Here is a 17847-nt window from a genome sequence, read left to right on the forward strand (position 1 = left end):
GAGGCTCCTTCAATGCGCCGTGGCTTCGGAGGCGAACAGGAGATCGTGAATCTCCTTCTCGAGCCGGCCGGCACTGCCATCGTCATTGGAGACCTTGTCGACGTCGACCACTTCGGCCTTGACGCGGCCGGGATGCGGCGACAGCAGCAGGATGCGGTTGCCGATGCGGATCGCTTCCGCAATCGAGTGGGTCACGAACAGCACGGTGAATTTGGTCTCGCTCCAGAGCTGGAGCAGCTCGTCCTGGCAGGTCCGGCGCGTCAGCGCGTCGAGCGCGGCGAACGGCTCGTCCATCAGCAGGATGTCGGGCTCCATCGCCATGCCGCGCGCGATCGCGACGCGCTGCTTCATGCCGCCGGAGAGCGTGTGCGGATAGGCATCGACGACGCGGGTCAGGCCGACCTTCTCGATATAGGCCCGCGCGCGCACTTCGGCGTCCTTGCGCGACAATTTTCGCGCGGTCAGCAGCGGAAACATCACGTTGGCCAGGACGCTCTTCCAGGGCAGCAGCTGGTCGAACTCCTGGAAGATCATCATGCGATCGGCGCCGGGACCGTGGATCTCGCGGTCGTTGATGGTCATGCGGCCTTCGCTCGGCGCCATGTAGCCGCCGACGGCCTTGAGCAGGGTCGACTTGCCGCAGCCGGACGGCCCGAGCAGCACGAAGCGATCGGACCTGTCGACGGTGAAGCTGACCCTTTCCGTGGCGGTGACGACGGCGCTGGAGGTCTTGTAACGCAGCGTCACGGAGCTGACGTCGAGCAGCGCCATCAGTTGCCCTTCAGATCGTGGGCGATGGGGAGATAGTAATCGGTCCAGGCCTTGGGTTGAGTCTTTAGCGTACCGGTCTTGAACAGATGCGCGGCGAATTTCATCGTGCCCTGCGGCTCGAGATTCCACTCCATCATGCCGGGCTCCTTCAGGAGATCGAGCAGCTCTTCCACCGAGGTCTTGTCGCCGGTGATCTCCTTGTAGATCTCGACCGCCTGTCTGGTGTCGCTGCGGATCAGATCCTGCGCTTCCTTGGTCGCATCGCGCACGGCCTGGATGATTTTCGGGTTGGCATCGGCGAACTTCGTGGTGGTGAAGAACTGCGCCTGGCTGAGCGGGCCGCCCATCACGTCAGGCGACGACAACACGACATGCGCGCCCGGCACGTTCTTCAGCTCGAGGAAAGTGAACGGCGGGATCGAGAAATGGGTGTGCACCTCGTGCTTGGCGTTGGACAACGCCGCATAGGCATCGGGATGGCCGAGCTGCACCGTGTTGACGTCCAGCTTCGACCATTGATCGGCACCAAAGGCCTCGGCGGCGGCGATCTGGAGCACGATCGCCTGGGTCGAGACTCTCACCGTCGGCACGGCGATCTTGTCGCTGGGGCCGAAATCCCTGATCGACTTGATGTTGGCGTCGCGGCTGATCAGCGTCATCGGCTGCGCCGAGGTCGCGACGATGCCCTTGACGCCGCCGCGGGTGCGATCCCACAGCAGCAGCAGATTGCCGGTGCCGGTGTTGAGGATGTCGACGCCGCCCGCGAGCAGCGCATCGGTCTGCGCACCGCCGCCGGAGAAGGTGACCCATTTGGTGGTGACACCGGCCACCCCGAGCTGAGCTGCGTGCTTCTCGATCAGCTTCTGCTTTTCCATGATGTGGCTCGGCATGTAGAAAATGCCGGGCTGGCGCGACAGCGAGATCTCGGATTTTTGCTGCGCGTTAGCGAACGAAACCGTCAGCGCCGTGGCGGCGATCAGGGCGACGGCCGTGAGGCCACACTGCAATTGCTTGATCATTGTTGTTCGTTTCCTCCGGTCGCCATTGACGAGCGATCTTACTGATGCACTAATGCATTAGTGCATCAAAGGCAAGGCCGGCCGGAGCCCTTCGCATGGAAACAGCCCAACCCGCGTCCCGCGGCGCTGCCCGCCCGCGGCTCGACCGGGCTCGGCAGGCCGCACCGCAAGTGTTCGAGCGGCTGCGCAACGCCATTCTCGCGCTCGAGCTGCCGCCTGGCTCGCCGCTGTCGCGCACGGATCTCGCCGCGCAATTCGGCGTCAGCTCGACGCCGATCCGCGACGCCTTGATGCGGCTGGAGGAAGAAGGTCTGGTCGACGTGTTTCCGCAGCACGCGACCGTCGTCAGCCGGGTCGACGTCGGTCGGGCCGAGCAGGCTCATTTCCTGCGCCAGGCACTGGAACTCGAAATCGTCCGGCTGCTCGCGGAGCAACATGACGACGCTCTGGTCATCCGCCTCGACCATACGATCGCGCTCCAGCAGCAATTCGCCAAGGCCGGTGACTTCGAGAGCTTCATCGCCGGCGACAATGATTTTCACGCGCAGCTTTATGCCGCGGCCGGCAAGCAGGAACTCTGGACGCTGGTGCGCAGCCGCAGCGGACATATCGACCGGCTGCGCCGGCTGCATCTGCCCTCACCGGGCAAGGCCCAGAACATCGTCCGCCACCACAAGCTGATCACACGCGCGATCGAGGCCGGAGACGCCGATGCTGCGCAACAGCATTTGCGCAAGCACCTGTCGGGCACGCTGAGCGAGCTCGATACGATCCGGAGCCACTATCCGGAATATTTGACCGACTAAGCCTATGGCGCGCGGTCGTCGCGAGCACTTGTGCACGTCACCGTGCATAAGTTGACACAGCCGATTCGCCTTTCGCGAGCAATCGTCGGATCGATGGCGAAGTGCTTGCAGCCCGGATGCAATCCGCGCAACAATTTCAGAGTTGATGGTTTGATTTGCGGTCGCTGGGAAACCCCATCCGGCCCGGAGGATACCAGACGTGGCCAACATCCTGATCGTGGATGACGACCCGGCCGTGCAGATGACGATTCGGCTGCTCCTGGAGAGGGCCGGTCATCACATCACCGTCGCCGGAGACGGCCGCAAGGGACTTGCGCTGTTCGAGGCCAGCCAGTTCGACCTGCTGTTTCTCGACATTTTCATGCCCGGCATGGACGGCCTGGAGACGATGCGCCACATCCGGGCGCTGCGGCCGGCGATCCCGATCGTCGTCATTTCCGGCCGCTCGTTCACGCCGGACGCCCATGCGGAGCCGGACTTCCTCAAGATGGCGACCAAGCTCGGCGCGGTGGCGAGCCTGCAGAAGCCGTTCCGGGCCGACGCGCTGCTCGCCGCGGTCGCCGGCTGCCTGGACGCGGCTCGGACGGCATCGGTGAGGAATCCGGATGTCAGCACCGGCCGCCGATGACAAGAACCTTCATTCTGTTCCAACCGAACACGGGCGCCATTCAGGACGCGGTGCAAATTTCGCCATGACGCTCGCTACGCGGCTCGCTATCGCGATGATCCTGCTGGTGGCGGTCACCGTGGCCGCAGTCGGCTGGCTCGGCTATCGCAATATCACCCAGGCCGTCATTCCGCGGGTCCTGGAACGGATTGAAGCCCAGTCGAGCCTGCTGGCCACCCATCTCGAATCCTACGTTGCCGGCGCTCGTGGCGATCTGCTCGGTTATCGCTCCGCCGCTGCCATCAATGGGCTGATCCGCGCCCACATCGGTGGAGGCATCGATGCCGTCGACGGCGTTTCGGAGCAAACCTGGCGCGAGCGTATCGCAACGCGGTTCGCAGCCGAGATCGACGCGAAACCGAGCTACGGGCAATTTCGAATCATCGGCCTTGACGACGACCAGCGCGAACTGGTCCGCGTCGATCGCGCCGGCCCGAACGGAGCAGCACGGATTGTTCCCAACGGCGAACTCGAACGCAAGAGCGAACGAACCTACTTCCAGGAGACGATTCGACTGGCGCCGGGCGACATCTATGTTTCGCCCATCGATCTCGCCACCCGGCAGGGAGGAACCACGGACCCTCACATTCCGACGTTGCGCGTCGCGACGCCGCTGTTCACGCCTGATAGCAAGCCGTTCGGCATCATCATCGCCAATATCGACATGCGTCCCGCGCTCGACCGCGTTCGTTCGACCGCGAGTGCAGGAGGAGACATCTATGTCGTGAATTCGCGTGGCGACTATCTCGTCCATCCCGATCTCGCGCGGGAATTCGGTACATTGCACGGCAACGGCAACGATTGGCGCCGTGACTTTCCTTTCTTTGCAGCCCGGGCCGGCCAGCCGCAAGGATCCACGCAGCTTACGAGCGACCGGTCTGGCCGGCCGAGCGGAGCGGCGATCGCACCGGCGCTGCTGGCCGGCAAAGAGTGGTTGGCTATAATCGAGACAGCCCCCGCATCCGTGTTCAGCCGCGTTCCGGCGGCTATTCAAAAAACCTCCTCGCTGGTCGGGCTGCTTGCCGTCCTTGCCGCAGCCTTGCTCGCGGTGCTGCTGGCGCGCTCATTGACGCGGCCGATCGGGCGTTTGACCGCAGCGGTGGAGGCGATCGGCAGCGGACGGCGCGCCGATATTCCCGTCGATGCGAGCGGAGAGACAGGCGTGCTGGCGCGGGCATTTGCCCAGATGGTCGAAGAAACGAGAGCGAAGACAGCCGCTCTTGAACGCGAGATCGAGGAGCATCGCCGCACCGAGGCCGCGCGAAGCCATCATGAAGCGCGCGAGCGCTTGTTCAGCGCCGCCGTCGAATCCTCCGACGACGCGATCGTGATGCAATCGCTCGACGCAGTCATCACCGGCTGGAATGCCGCCGCCGAACGCCTCTACGGCTATTCGGCGGATGAGGCGATCGGGAAATCCACCTCGATCATCGTCCCGCCCGACCGACGCGAGCAAGGCAAGGACTATTTGCAGCGGCTCGCCCGAGGTGAAGCGATCGAACGCTTCGAGACGGTCCGCCTGCGCAAGGATGGCACGCCGGTCGAAATCTCACTCAGCCTGTCGCCGATCAAGGGCCCGTCGGGCGAGATCATCGGCGCCTCCGGCACCGCGCGCAGCCTGACCGAGGCGCGGCGGGCCGAGCGGGCGCTACAGCAGCAGCTCGAGGAACGGCGGCAACTTTTCGACACCTCGCAGGATCTGATCATGGTGATGGACGCGCGCGGCCACATCGCGCAGATCAGTCCGAGCAGCGAGGCCATTATCGGCTACCGGCCGGAGCAGATGATCGGCCGCAGCGGCGCCGATTTCATTCATCCCGGCCATCTCGACCAGTCGCGCGACGAGATGCGCGCGCTCAGGCGCGGCGAGCGGCTGAAGCTTGCCGACACCCGCTGCTTCCACAAGGACGGTCGCGAGGTCTGGCTCTCCTGGCTCGGCAGCTGGTCCGACCATGCCCAGCGCTACTTCTTTGTCGGCCGCGACATGACGGAGGCGAGGCTTGCACAGGAGTCCTTGCGGGAGAGCGAACAGCTTGCGCGCAACATCGTCGAGACCTCGCTGGACGCTTTCACCCAGACCGACCAGGCCGGTGCCATCCTGAGTTGGAACTCGCAAGCCGAGAAGCTCTTCGGATGGACGCGTGAGGAAGCAATCGGCAAGAATGCGATCGAGCTTTTCGTCGCCCCCAGTGAGCGCGAAAGCGTCAGGGCCAGACTGAAGCTCTTTCTCGAGTCCGAGCAGCAATCGCTGGCCAATCCACGGCGCGAACTTTTGGTACGGCGGCGCGACGGCAAGGAATTCAGGGCCGAGCTCAGCGTCACGGCGCTCCGGCGACGCGAAGGTGTCCTCTTCAATTCGTTCTACCGCGACCTGACCGACAAGATCGCGGCCGACGAGCGCATCCGCCAGGCCGAGAAGATGGAGGCGGTCGGCCAGCTCACCGGCGGCGTGGCGCACGACTTCAACAACATCCTCACCGTCATCACCGGGACGATCGAGATCCTGGCCGACGCGGTGGCCAAGGAGCCGGAGCTCGCCGCGATCACGAAGATGATCGACGAGGCCGCCGGGCGTGGCGCCGAGCTGACGCAGCACCTGCTAGCGTTTGCGCGCAAGCAGCCGCTCCAGCCGCGCGAAATCGACGTCAACGCGCTGATCATCGACACCGCGAAACTGTTGCGGCCGACGCTGGGCGAGCAGATCCACATCGAATCGGTGTTCGAGGACGAGAACTGCGTCGCGATCGTCGATCCCAGCCAGCTCACCACCGCGATCCTCAACCTCGCGCTCAATGCCCGCGATGCCATGCCCGGTGGCGGCAAGCTGATCGTGGAGACGGGTGCGGCCTATCTCGACGAGGTCTATGCCAGCGTCAACGACGTCCCGCCGGGTCACTACGTGATGATTGCCGTGAGCGACACCGGCAGCGGAATTCCCGCCAACATGCTGGCCAGGGTGTTCGACCCCTTCTTCACGTCGAAGGGACCGGGCAAGGGCACCGGACTCGGGCTTTCGATGGTCTACGGCTTCATCAAGCAGTCCGCGGGCCATATCAAGATCTACAGCGAAGAAGACCACGGCACCACGATCAAGATGTATCTGCCGCCCGGCAAGACGCCGACGTTGGTCGGCGACAGCGTGACGCCGGCGAGCATCGAGGGCGGACACGAGACGATCCTTGTGGTCGAGGACGACCGGCTGGTGCGCGACTACGTGTTGGCGCAGCTGCATTCGCTCGGTTACGTCACCTTGCAGGCTGCGAACGCCGCGGAGGCGCTCGCAATCGTCGCCGCCGGAAAGCCGTTCGACCTCCTGTTCACCGACGTCATCATGCCCGGCAAGATGAACGGACGTCAGCTCGCCGACGAACTGCAGAGAACGCGTCCCGATCTCCGGGTGCTCTACACGTCCGGCTATACCGAGAACGCGATCATCCATCACGGCCGGCTGGATTCGGGCGTTCTGCTGCTGGCGAAGCCCTATCGCAAATCGGATCTGGCCCGGACCATCCGCAAGGCGTTGAGCAGTTGATAGCGCGTCGGGCCGGGTGAGAGCCCGTAGCCCGGGTGAGCGAAGCGATACCCCGGAACGCTACGAGCCAAGTCCCGGATGTCGCTTCGCTCATCCGGGCTACGAAATGTCACCCACGTAATTTACGACGCGCGCTGGGCCGCGGTCATCACGATCCGGATCAGATCGGCGGCGTTGCGCGCACCAAGCTTCTTCATGATGTTGGCGCGATGGTCCTCGATGGTGCGCGGGCTGATGCCGAGCGTGCGGCCGGCCTCCTTGTTGGAGGCGCCGGCGGCAAACTGCTCGAGCACCTCCCGCTCCCTGCGCGTCAACGGCTCGCGCCCGGGGAAGTGCAGCGAGCCGAACTTCGGCGCCGCGTTCTCCGACTGCCTGCGTGCATAGGCACCGATCGCCTCGTCGAGCCGGCCGACGATCTCGCTGCCGCGGAACGGCTTCTCGATGAAGTCGAGCGCGCCGCTCTTGATGGCTCCCACCGCCATCGCGATATCGCCCTGTCCGGAGATCATGAAGATCGGTGCCGGATAGTCCTCGCCGTGCAGCTCATTGAGAATATCGAGGCCCGATTTTCCGGGAATGTGCACGTCGAGCAGGACCGCTGCAGGTGTGCGGCTTCGCGCGACGGAGAGCAATGCTGCACCGTCCGCAAAACAGATCACCTCATAGCCCGCCGCCTTCAACACCATCGACAAGGTGTCGCGAACGGCAGCGTCGTCGTCGACCACGAAGATTTCACCGCGAGAGCTTTGTTCGGCCATGTGCCACACATCCGGTTGGCATGAAGGACTCGCGTCCGCCCCAACCGTTATGGCGTTCGGCGCGGATTCGGCCCACCGTATTTGTACGGGACATGGACTTAACGCACAAGTAGCGGCGAGGCGCCTAATTGCAGGGGACGGAGAATATCCATGCTAATTTGGCCGCTATGCCGCCTCTCGTGGCAATGCCCGAGGTCGAGAGCCGTGAGCTGATTGCGGCTGACCTTCGCATGCTGATCTCGCAGATCGAGACCGGCATGCGCCGGACCGCCACAGCCATGGATCAAGAACACGGGAGCGATCCGGAAGGTTCCGCCGACGTCTTCGTGCTCGAGATGTCACACCGCGCTATCCACGGTGATCGCCGCGCTCGACGCCTGCCGGGCCGGCCTTGGCCACGCCCTGGAACGCCTGTCGGAGGCCGGCAGCGCGGTGTAGATCGCGATCGCTGCGACGCGGCGACCGCATTCTTTCATCGCATGGCGGCTCAGGCGCGGTGCCGCTCCACGATCGCGTCGGTGGCGACACCACCCCAGGTGTGGATCGCCGGCAGGCCCATCGCGGTCTTGCCAAGATTGGCGAGGCTGATGCGCAACGCGGCGAGATCCAGCGGCTTGGGCAGGCTCTGGAGCTCGATCCCGACGGAACGGGCGAAGCTGCGGGCGGCGCTGCGGCGCTTGCCGTCCATGCCGCTGATGACGATCACGGCGCCGCCAAATTTCGCCTTCGCCATCTCGCCCAGCACGTCGATACCGTCGCCATCCTCCAGCACGAGATCGAGTGTCACGCAGTCGAAGCGCGCGGTGCGGAGCTTTTCGATCGCTTCGGCCACGGACGGCGCCACGGTGACTTCGTGGCCGGCCTGCTTGGCCGCGACCGTGATCAGGCTGCGCTGCGTGGCGTCGTCATCGACCACCAGAAGCTGAAGTGCACGCCGCTCGGCGCCGTCGGGCAGGTTTGACGGGAGAGGTGAGAAAGAGCTTCTGGGCATTGCGGTATCCTGAGATTGAGACCGGCAATGGATACACGGTTCGCGCTGAGGCGACGTAAAGCCGCGACGGCAAATTCAGTCGGTTGTTTCAGCAAATGTGAACCAACCTCGCGGAACACGGCGACGAGACCAGGTGAAGATCACGCCGCCTCGTCACGGCCACCGGCGGCCCGCTTCTTCCGGTTCTTGCCACGCAGGAATTGGATGTCCATTTCGACGCCGTTGACGCGCACCAGTTCGCAGCGGCGGTAGGCAAGGCCGGTGGACGACAGCAGCAGGAAGAACTCTTTGAGGTTCAGGCCCTGAATCGAGCCTTCCACCGTCAGGATGGCGTCGGTGTCGGAGATCGCGTTGAGCTTGCAGTCACGGCGCCAAGTGCCGTCGATGGCCATGATGCAGACATCATAGCCGCGACTGAACGTCACGCGTTCCACGCCCTTGCCATCCTCGGCCATGTCTATCGTCCTGCCATGACCGCTACGCGCGGCGCGGCGCCGGCAAGAGCCGGCTTGGCGGCCGCGGCACGCGGGTCGTTCGGCTTGTAGAGACCGCGCTTCTCCGGAATCGGCTTGAACGTGTCGGTCAGTCCGACCACCGTTTCGGCGGCGCCCAGCACCAGGAAGCCATCTCCCTCGATCTGGCGAGCCAGGCGGTTGAAGATGTTGATCTTGGTGTCCTGGTCGAAATAGATCAGCACGTTGCGGCAGAAGATGACGTCGAAGGTGCCGAGCTGAGCGAAATCGTGCAGCAGATTGAGCTGCCGGTGCTGGATCATCGCCCGCAGTTCGGGATTGATCTGCCAGGTCTCGCCGGTCTGCTTGAAATATTTCATCAGCATCTGAATCGGCAAGCCACGCTGCACTTCGAACTGGCTGTAGATGCCGGCCTTGGCCTTCTCGAGCACCTCCTGCGACAGGTCGGTCGCGATGATCTCGACGCGCCAGCCGGTCAGGGCCGCCCCCATCTCCTTCAGGCTCATCGCCAGCGAATAGGGCTCCTGCCCGGTCGAGCCGGCGGCGCACCAGATGCGCACGCTGCGGCGGCCGGCGCGCGCCTTGATGATCTCCGGCATGATGGTCTCACGGAAATGATCGAACGGGACCTTGTCGCGAAAGAAGAAGGTCTCGTTGGTGGTCATCGCCTCGACCACGTTGGTGACGAGCGCGCCCGAGCCAGCGCCTTGCAGCTTCTGCACGAGCTCGCCGATGCCGGAGATCCCGGCCTTGCGCGCCAGCGGCAACAGCCGGCTTTCAATCAGATATTGCTTGTCTGCGGACAGATCGAGCCCGGAATGATCCCTCAGGAACTTACGCAGATACTCATACTCGGTCGGGGTCACTGATAGGCCTCTCGGAAGCTGTACTGGGAACACTCTGGCCGGAACACTCCGCCAGATAACTCAGACCATGGCTTGTCCGACCGGGATCAAGCCGACTTCAGCGAATTTGTCGGCGATGATGTCTTTATCGAAGGGCTTCATGATGTACTCGTTGGCGCCGCCGCTGAGCGCCTGAGCGATATGAGCCACGTTGTTTTCGGTGGTGCAGAACACGACCTTGGGCTGGTCGCCGCCGGGCAGTCGGCGCATGTGGCCCATGAACTCGAAGCCGTCCATCACCGGCATGTTCCAGTCCAGCAGCACAGCGTCGGGCAGCTTGTGCCGACAGACCTCGAGCGCCTTGGAGCCGTCCTCGGCCTCCGTGACTTCGAATTCCAGGCCTTCCAGGATCCGGCGTGCGATCTTGCGCACGACGCTGGAATCATCGACCACCAAACACGTCTTCATTTTGGATCTCCGGCTTCGATGTTTTCGGGGCTCACGCAGCCATTTGCACTTCGGTCTTGAGCTCGAGGACGCGATCGACGTCGAGGACGACCATGAGCTGGCCGTCGAGACGGTGGACACCGCCGGCGAGCTTGGCCATGCGGGGGTCGAGATTGACGGGGTTTTCTTCCATGCCGTCCTCGGCGAGCCGCAGCACTTCGCCGATCTGGTCGATCAACAGGCCGTAGGATTCACCGCGCAGGTCGACGCCGACCGCCATCGGGATCTTGCCGTCCTCGGGCTTGGGCAGGCCGAGCCGGGCGCGCATGTCGACCACGGTGACGATGCGGCCGCGCAGGTTCAGCACGCCCGCGATCTCGCGCGAGGACAGCGGCACGCGGGTGACGCGCTCGGGCATGAACACGTCCTGGACGCGGGAGATCGGCAGGCCGAACAGCTGGCCGCCGATCATCGCGGTGACGTATTCGACCATGGCGCCTTCGCCGGACTGGGTCTTCTTGGTCATGTTGCGTATCTCCTGATCCCGCTGGTTACGCTGCTGCGCGGCTCAGCTCGGAGGCACCGGCGGCGCCCGCGGTCTGTTCCTTCAGCGCCGCGATCAGACCGGGACGGTCGAACTTGGCGACATAGTCGTGGAAGCCGGCCTGACGGCCGCGCTCGATCGCCGCCGGCGACACCAGCGCGGAGAGCCCGATGATCGGCATCGCACCCAGATTGCTGTCGGAGCGGATGGTCTCGGCAAACTCGAACCCGTTCATGTCGGGCATCTCGATGTCGGTCAGGACCACGTCGAAGGTCTGCGCGCGCAACGCGGCGAGGCCCTCCTGCGCGGTCGGCGCGGTGCGGACGCGGTAGCCGGCCGCCTTGAGCACCGGGGCCAGCATGTTGCGGAAGAACGCCGAGTCGTCGACCAGCAGCACCGATTGCGAGTGCAGCGACGGCTTCATCTCCTTGCGGGTGAACCAGTCGGAGAACGCCATCGGCAGGAAATGGCCGACGTCGATCACTTCGGTGGCCTGGCCCTTGATCACGGCCGAGCCGAGAATGCCGGAGGAGGATCCGCCGACCTCGATGTTGAGCCGTTCCTCGACAATGTCGATGATCTCGTCGACGACGAGGCCCATGGAGCGGCCGTCGTCGGAGAACACCAGGATCGGCTGGGCGCCCTGGCTCGCGATGGTGACGCTCTCCATGGCGACGAGCGGCATCAGCTGCTCGCGGTACTGCACCATGTAGCGGCCGTTCGAGAACTCGATCTTGTCGGCCGGCAGCTCTTCCAGGCGCGTGACGAGCCCGAGCGGGACCGCCTTGGGTTGGGATGAGCCGGCGCGGAACACCAGCAGCGAGGTGGTCTGCTCGCCCGATCCGATGCTGTGCGTCCCGTTCTCGTTGTTCATGTCATGGGCCGAGGAGCCGGCGGCGCCGAGCGCCTTGGCAATGCCGTTGGGGTCGATGATCATGATGACCGCGCCGTCGCCCAGGATGGTATTGCCCGAGAACATGTCGATGTGACGCAGTTTCGTCGACATCGGCTTGACCACGATTTCTTCGGTGTGGAACACGCCGTCGACGACGATGCCGAAGGTCTGGCTGCCGACCTGCGTCACCACAATGAAGCCGTTCTCGGGATCGGAGAGCGCGCCATCGTCGATCTTGAGCAGCTTCTTGAGGTGGATCAGCGGCAGCAGCTTGTTGCGCAGCCGGAGAACCGCGGTGTCCTTGATGCGCTCGATGCGGTGCTCCGAGTTGGCGCGGGCGCGCACCAGCTCGACCACGGAGAGCTGCGGGATCGCAAAGCGGTCGCCGGCGGCTTCCACGATCAGCGCGGAGACGATGGCGAGCGTCAGCGGGATCTTGATGGTGACGGAGGAGCCTTCACCGGCCACCGACTTGATGTCGATGGTGCCGCCGATCTGGTCGATATTGGTGCGCACCACGTCCATGCCGACGCCGCGCCCCGACACCGAGGTGATGGCGGCAGCAGTGGAGAAGCCCGGCGCGAAGATGAACTTGTGGATCTGGGCTTCGCTCATCTTCTCGAGCTCGGCCTCGGTGACCAGACCTGAGGAGATCGCCTTGGCCTTGATCCTGTCGGTGTTCAGGCCGCGGCCGTTGTCGGCGATGCAGATGATGATGTGACCGCCTTCGTGATAGGCCGACAGGCGGATGGTGCCCTGCTCGCCCTTGCCGCCGGCGAGACGCTCGGCGGGGGTCTCCAGGCCATGGTCGGCGGAGTTGCGCACCATGTGGGTGAGCGGGTCCTTGATCAGGTCGAGCACTTGGCGGTCGAGCTCGGTGTCGGCGCCGTGCATCTCCAGCTCGATCTGCTTGCCGAGTTCGCTCGAGAGGTCGCGAACGATGCGGGGCAGCTTCTGCCAGGCATTGCCGATCGGCTGCATGCGCGTCTTCATGACGCCTTCCTGCAGCTCGGCGGTGACGTTGGACAGCCGCTGCAACGGCACCTTGAACTCGGTGTCCTCGTTGCGGCGGGAGATCTCCAATAGCTGGTTGCGGGTCAGCACCAGCTCGGAGACCATGGTCATCAGATGCTCCAGCGTATCCACGTTGACGCGGATCGACTGGTTGGCGATGCTGGCGCCCTCGGCGGCGCCCTCGTCGGCGATCGACTTCTTCGGCGCGGCCTTTTCCTTGGGCGCCTTGGCTTCCTTGGCAGCGTCCTTGGCAACAGCCGCCGGCGCTTCAGCGGCGGGCGCGGGCTCGGCCTTGACTTCGGCTTTGGCAACCGGGGCCGGGACTTCGATCGCGGTCTCGCGGAAGGCGCGCTCGAGCTCGTCGAGCGAGACTTCGCCCGGACGCAGTGGACGCTCCAGGCTCTGGTCGGCGAGCACGCCGGAGGTCGGCGCGGCTTCAGCGGCGACAGGTGCTTCCGGCACCAGCGGCGGCGCTTCAGCCACAGGAGCAGCGCTTACAGCCGCCATAGCGGCCATGCCCTGCTCGACCATCGCTTCCAGCTTGTCGATGAGGTCGCGGTCGGTACCCTCGGGCTCGGCTTCGGTCGCCTCCAGCCCGGCCAGAATTTCCTTGATGCGGTCGATCGACGACAGGATCACCGTCACCGCCTGCCCCGTCACCGGCATGCCGTCACGGAATTTGCCCATCAGCGTCTCGCCGGCATGCGCCAGCGCTTCCAGGCGCGGCAATCCGAGGAAGCCGCACGTCCCCTTGATGGTGTGGACCAGGCGGAAGATGTTATCCAGGATCTTGGCGTTGTTCGGCTCCTGCTCGAACTTCACCAGCTGATTGTCCACGGTGTCCAGGCTCTCGCTGGTTTCCGTCAAAAACTCCCGCAACAGATCATCCATGAGCTACGCCTTACTGACCTGGATCTGGACTCGACGCCCGAGCCGCGCTTGGCATGAACGCAAGTCCCCGCCTTGGATCGTTAGACATCCCCTTTCACGGTCCCGTTAATTTCATCCTCCGTGCTAATACGGATATTGAAGACAAGTTTGCCGTTCGACCGCATACGACAGCGTTTTTCGGCAAACCGGCACCACGCCGCAACGGCGAGACGCGTGAGGTGAACGTGCCGATAACAGCGGGACCAGGCGCGCGGGAAAGCCCTGCTTGTGAAGGACGATATGCGCGATCTTCGCGGAATTGTATCGAGCCGCCTGCAATCCGGGGCGGTCCCGCCACTTTCGCCTGGTGCTTTGCCGGGATACGCAAGACCCGCATTTGCGGTAAACGAACCGTTACCGGCGTCCACTGCGGCCGGTCCCGCGCTAACCCAGGCGCGCGGCCGAGGCGAGGTCGCCGTGGGGACGGTGCTCCGCCAGGCAATCGGTGATGGCGGCGAGTAGCGCGTGCGGCGTGAACGGCTTGCGCAGACACCGCGCCGCACCGAGCTCCAGCGCCATCCGGAGGAAATCGGGAGCTGGCGAATTCAGATTTGCGAACGCGTAGCCGGACATCGCAATCAGCGGAACGGCCGGCGCCCGCTCGTGAAAGATCCTGACCGATTCGAACCCGCGCATGTGCGGCATGAAGATATCGATGATCATCAGATCGAACTGCTCGTGTTCGAGCGCGCGAAGTCCGGCTTCTCCTCCTTGGGCGATCGTCACCCGAAAATCGTTGCGCTGGAGATAGACCTCGATGGCCATGCAGACCATTGGGTCGTCGTCGACGACGAGAATATGGCGCAGACCTTCTGTCCCCGTTTGAGCTTCCCGATTTGGCGATTCAATAATTGAACCGTGGCGCACGCCATGCTCCTTTGCTCGAGAAATGGACTATTGAAAACGTGCTTGGCGGAGCGGGGAAGACGATGGACGCGAAATCTGCGGCCACGCGGCGCCAAGATTCGAAGCAATGTTTGAGGACGGCAGCCACTCGTCCGACCAAAGAGGGTGCACGGATCGACCGGCGTCCGATGGCAGTGCGGATGCAATGCTTCCGCCTCATGAAGGGCCTCTTGCCGCTTTTACCTGCGCAACCCTTGCAGGCTGGCGCGCAGGCTTATGAGCGAATCAGCGTGCCGTTCTCATTTCCGCCGCAAATGCACCAGCCGTCTGCCCCCCAACGGGTATACGCTGAGCGACACAACCAGTATAATACACTTTGTTGCCGCGCAACTGAATGACGAAGCGGACGCGGCGCAGATCACTTCGAAAATGCGCCGTATCCAACCATGACCGCGACCATCCTCCAAACCGATGCGCCAGCCGACAATCTGGATCTGCTGGGTTCCCGGATCGGTACCGGGGAAATGGTCAGGGAATCTGTCTTGGCGAGGGCCGCGTCGCAGCGGCGATCGCCGCTCGGACATCTTGTCCCAATTGCCAAGATATCCCGGCGAGAACATGATGGAACTTGGCCGGGCGGCAAGCAGTTTCGCGTGCTGCGGCCCGCTGGTCCGGAAGACGGGAGGCTACTTTGGAAACGATGGTGCGTTCCTCCAACGGTTTCCTGTCCGCGCTGTCGGCAGACGATTACGAATTGATCCGTCCGCACCTGCGTACGGGCGACCTGCCGCATGATGCGGTGCTGGTGGAGACCGGCGAAACGCTCAAGCGCGCCTACTTTCCACATCGTGGCGTCATCTCGCTGGTGGTGGAACTCGCCAGGGGCGAGCACGTGCAAGTCGCCATGATCGGCCGCGACAGCCTGCTCGGAACGCTCTCGACCATGGGTGATGCCTGCGCGCTGAACACCGCCATCGTGCTGGTTCCCGGCTCCGCCTCGATGATGGACCTCGACCGGCTGCGCGTCGCGGCCGACCAGAGCGGCACCCTGCGAACACTGCTTACGCGTCACGGGCTGGCGGTCTACGCGCAGGTGCAGCAGACCGCCGGGTGCAACGCCGCCCATCCGGTGGAGGCGCGGCTGTCGCGCTGCCTGCTGCACACCCATGACCTCTCCGGCGACTACCGGCTGCTGCTGACCCAGGAGGCGATGGCGCAGATGATCGGCGCTCGGCGGAACAGCGTGTCGCTGGTCGCCAATACCTTGCAGCAGGCGAATTTCATTCACTACAGCCGCGGACACATCCAGATCCTCAACCTGGACGGCCTGCGCCAGACGGCGTGCGAATGCTACGCCACCGTGAAGGCGCAGTATGACCGGCTGCTCGGCCCGCGCTGACTGGTGCTGCGCCGTGGTAAACCGTTCGCTAATTCCGGCCCGCAAACACGGATTGTCCTGCTACCGGAACTGAAATCCGGATGCCGTAGACACGCAACGTGCCGCGCGCGCCTCTCCGGGCCGGCGGCAAACGAACCGTGATCAAGGCAGGCCAAACCATGTTCGAAGTCACCGTCGCGCCGGCGCAGACAGCGCTTGATGCCGAGCCCGCGCGCGAGCCGGGCGCGTATCAGGCGCTGGTGCGCGAGATCGGCGAGGACGGTGCTTGCGAAGTGCGCGACGTGTTCTGGAGCGACACCTGCGCGCGCCTGCAATTGTTCCGCACGCTCGCGCTCGCGCAGCATCACGGCAGGATCGCGCGCGAAGCGCATTCGCAGAAGAGCGCGGCCGGGACGTTCGGCTATGTCCGGCTCGCGGCGCTGGCGCTGCGGCTTGAGAAGACCGCGGAGAGCCTTGGCGACGCCGGATTTCGCGACCTCCTGGACCTGATGGATGCGGCCTATGCCGCCGGGCGCGCGCAGGAGCCGGAGCGCTGACGCGCTCGCTCGAAAACGCCGTAACCACTCACGCGTGCATGCCCGCCGTACTTCTACGGCTTGGGATTTTCACAGATGGCTAATCATAGGCGGCGATAGTCGCCGGAAACCAGGAGGGTTTCCATGTTCACCTACGAGACCGCGGACCAGAAAGAAGTTCGTCGCTTCCGCATCGCACAGTTCAACGGCCGGATGGCGACGGTGGCCGCTGGCGAGGAGACGGTGACCGGCTTCGTGCGCTCGGTGCTGGAGCAGGAATCGAGCATGCCGCCCCGCTGGACCATCACGATCATTCCCAACGCGCCGAAGGAAGAGCTCAAGCCGCTGCGGCCCTCGTCGCGCACGCGTCCCTTCGCCGAAGATTATTTCTGAGCACGACGGAGCCGCGGGTCGTTCTCGAGAAATCTCTCACGCGTCGCCCTCACCGCTGGCGAGCGGTCCGAGGCAAGAGCCTTCAGTCGATCGAATGCAGCAGCGCCGCACGGACGAGGTCCGCCGTGTTGCGCGCGCCGAGCTTCCGCATCGCCTCGGCGCGATGGCTCTCGAAGGTGCGCGGGCTGATTTGCATCCGAAGCGCACCCTGCTTGTTCGAATATCCCTCGCTGATCAGCCTCAGCACCTCGCGCTCGCGCTTGGTCAGCCGCTTCTGGCCTGACAGGCCGAGCATTTCGGCGCTCGGCAGGCGCTGCGGCTGTGGTGCGCGCGCGAGCTTCGATTCGGCGTCCTCGGCCCTGGACGCGCCCGGCAGGCCACCCGTGGGAGAACCGGCAAGCTGTTTGACGAGGCCACAAACCCGCTCGGTCTGCACCAGCGCATTCTCCACGACCCGCTGCAAATAGGCACGGTCGCCCGTCACCGGCGCGAGCTGATCGCTGTGATGCTTGATCTCGCCCATGTAGAGCAGGAGCGCCGTGAGGGGACCGTTGAGCTCGCGAGCGATCGCGGCGGCCATTTCGTCGGCGGCTTTGGCGCGGGCGGCGTTCAGGCGGACGACATCGAGCTCTTCAATTGGAGCGGCGTTGCTTTCGTACCATCCCGACGGCCGCGAATCAGTGGCCGTATCATTCTGTGACCCCATGTCACTCGTTTAGCGGAACCCCACGCGATCTGTAGTTAACTTTTTGCTCCGTAAGACTACGGTGAATTTGGCAGTTTTGTGCTGAAACCCCGGCGCAGGCACACTTTATGCTTGAGTAAAAGTGCCCCTCGACATTCTCAGGTTGCCGAATCTGCCCAAATGATGGCGGACGACCCGAAGCCTTCTTAACGATCCGATCGGCGCCGATTACCTGCGGACCCCGATTTTACGAATATATTAACGGCGGCTTGCTTCTCTATGTCGCAATTGAGAGCGCGCAAATGCCTCCATGCATG

17 protein-coding genes and 1 pseudogene are annotated in these 17847 nt (G+C 64.1%); 7 read left to right on the plus strand and 11 right to left on the minus strand.

All coding sequences use genetic code 11. The annotated features are described in order from the left end of the window. Nucleotides 1–9 precede the first annotated feature (9 nt). Both ACVIN2_RS19225 and ACVIN2_RS19230 read right to left on the minus strand, forming a co-directional pair. Nucleotides 10–771 (minus strand): ABC transporter ATP-binding protein, encoded by a 762-nt coding sequence (locus ACVIN2_RS19225; RefSeq protein WP_456766742.1) that lies wholly within the window; start codon nt 769–771, stop codon nt 10–12. Next, nucleotides 771–1790, minus strand: a complete 1020-nt coding sequence (locus ACVIN2_RS19230) for an ABC transporter substrate-binding protein (protein WP_456766743.1) — start codon at nt 1788–1790, stop codon at nt 771–773. Before ACVIN2_RS19230 ends, ACVIN2_RS19225 begins: the two co-directional genes overlap by 1 nt. 95 nt (nt 1791–1885) lie before the next feature. Between ACVIN2_RS19230 and ACVIN2_RS19235 the strand changes: the two genes are divergently transcribed. The 3 genes from ACVIN2_RS19235 to ACVIN2_RS19245 all read left to right on the plus strand — a co-directional run bounded on the left by ACVIN2_RS19235 (nt 1886) and on the right by ACVIN2_RS19245 (nt 6795). Next, complete coding sequence (locus ACVIN2_RS19235; RefSeq protein ID WP_456766744.1) at nt 1886–2596, plus strand: GntR family transcriptional regulator; 711 nt, start codon at nt 1886–1888, stop codon at nt 2594–2596. A 199-nt stretch (nt 2597–2795) separates the two neighbouring features. After that, a complete protein-coding gene (locus tag ACVIN2_RS19240) occupies nt 2796–3224 on the plus strand; it encodes a response regulator (RefSeq protein ID WP_456766745.1) in 429 nt (142 codons plus the stop codon). Continuing rightward, nucleotides 3202–6795 carry a PAS domain S-box protein gene (locus tag ACVIN2_RS19245; RefSeq protein ID WP_456766746.1) on the plus strand — a complete coding sequence of 1198 codons (3594 nt, stop codon included), beginning with the start codon at nt 3202–3204 and terminating at the stop codon, nt 6793–6795. Before ACVIN2_RS19240 ends, ACVIN2_RS19245 begins: the two co-directional genes overlap by 23 nt. A gap of 122 nt (nt 6796–6917) precedes the next feature. On the opposite strand, the gene ACVIN2_RS19250 is transcribed toward ACVIN2_RS19245, so the two are convergent. Further along, nucleotides 6918–7553 (minus strand): response regulator transcription factor, encoded by a 636-nt coding sequence (locus tag ACVIN2_RS19250; protein ID WP_007604420.1) that lies wholly within the window; start codon nt 7551–7553, stop codon nt 6918–6920. A 185-nt stretch (nt 7554–7738) separates the two neighbouring features. On the opposite strand from ACVIN2_RS19250, the pseudogene ACVIN2_RS19255 reads away from it, so the two are divergent. Next, nucleotides 7739–7991 (plus strand): annotated as a pseudogene (locus ACVIN2_RS19255) (hypothetical protein). 49 nt (nt 7992–8040) lie between these two features. Here ACVIN2_RS19255 and ACVIN2_RS19260 read toward each other — a convergent pair. From ACVIN2_RS19260 to ACVIN2_RS19290, 7 genes are all read right to left on the minus strand, one after another. After that, the gene (locus tag ACVIN2_RS19260; protein ID WP_456766747.1) at nt 8041–8544 is read right to left on the minus strand and encodes a response regulator; all 504 of its coding nucleotides are present in this window, start codon (nt 8542–8544) and stop codon (nt 8041–8043) included. Nucleotides 8545–8684: 140 nt separating this feature from the next. Beyond that, the gene (locus ACVIN2_RS19265) at nt 8685–8999 is read right to left on the minus strand and encodes a PilZ domain-containing protein (protein WP_456766748.1); all 315 of its coding nucleotides are present in this window, start codon (nt 8997–8999) and stop codon (nt 8685–8687) included. 2 nt (nt 9000–9001) lie between these two features. After that, nucleotides 9002–9883, minus strand: a complete 882-nt coding sequence (locus ACVIN2_RS19270) for a CheR family methyltransferase (RefSeq protein WP_456766749.1) — start codon at nt 9881–9883, stop codon at nt 9002–9004. A gap of 60 nt (nt 9884–9943) precedes the next feature. Continuing rightward, nucleotides 9944–10330, minus strand: a complete 387-nt coding sequence (locus ACVIN2_RS19275; RefSeq protein ID WP_456766750.1) for a response regulator — start codon at nt 10328–10330, stop codon at nt 9944–9946. Between the two features lie 31 nt (nt 10331–10361). Further along, nucleotides 10362–10835, minus strand: coding sequence for a chemotaxis protein CheW (locus ACVIN2_RS19280; protein WP_007598954.1), 474 nt, complete (start codon nt 10833–10835; stop codon nt 10362–10364). Nucleotides 10836–10860: 25 nt separating this feature from the next. Further along, nucleotides 10861–13653, minus strand: a complete 2793-nt coding sequence (locus ACVIN2_RS19285) for a hybrid sensor histidine kinase/response regulator (RefSeq protein ID WP_456766751.1) — start codon at nt 13651–13653, stop codon at nt 10861–10863. 423 nt (nt 13654–14076) lie between these two features. Then, complete coding sequence (locus tag ACVIN2_RS19290) at nt 14077–14499, minus strand: response regulator (RefSeq protein ID WP_456769759.1); 423 nt, start codon at nt 14497–14499, stop codon at nt 14077–14079. Nucleotides 14500–15238: 739 nt separating this feature from the next. Here ACVIN2_RS19290 and ACVIN2_RS19295 point away from each other — a divergent pair. The 3 genes from ACVIN2_RS19295 (at nt 15239) to ACVIN2_RS19305 (ending at nt 16845) form a co-directional block, all read left to right on the plus strand. Beyond that, nucleotides 15239–15937: a Crp/Fnr family transcriptional regulator gene (locus tag ACVIN2_RS19295; protein ID WP_198034912.1), complete on the plus strand. Its 699-nt coding sequence runs from the start codon at nt 15239–15241 to the stop codon at nt 15935–15937. A gap of 158 nt (nt 15938–16095) precedes the next feature. Continuing rightward, on the plus strand, nt 16096–16473 hold the full coding sequence (locus ACVIN2_RS19300; protein WP_456766752.1) for an Hpt domain-containing protein: 378 nt from the start codon (nt 16096–16098) through the stop codon (nt 16471–16473). 123 nt (nt 16474–16596) lie between these two features. Further along, entirely contained in the window at nt 16597–16845 is a 249-nt protein-coding gene (locus ACVIN2_RS19305) for a hypothetical protein (protein WP_027566442.1), read from the plus strand. Between the two features lie 82 nt (nt 16846–16927). Here ACVIN2_RS19305 and ACVIN2_RS19310 read toward each other — a convergent pair whose 3' ends face one another. Then, on the minus strand, nt 16928–17551 hold the full coding sequence (locus ACVIN2_RS19310; protein WP_456766753.1) for a LuxR C-terminal-related transcriptional regulator: 624 nt from the start codon (nt 17549–17551) through the stop codon (nt 16928–16930). Nucleotides 17552–17847 lie beyond the last annotated feature (296 nt).

The organism is Bradyrhizobium sp. USDA 3650 (assembly GCF_054057395.1).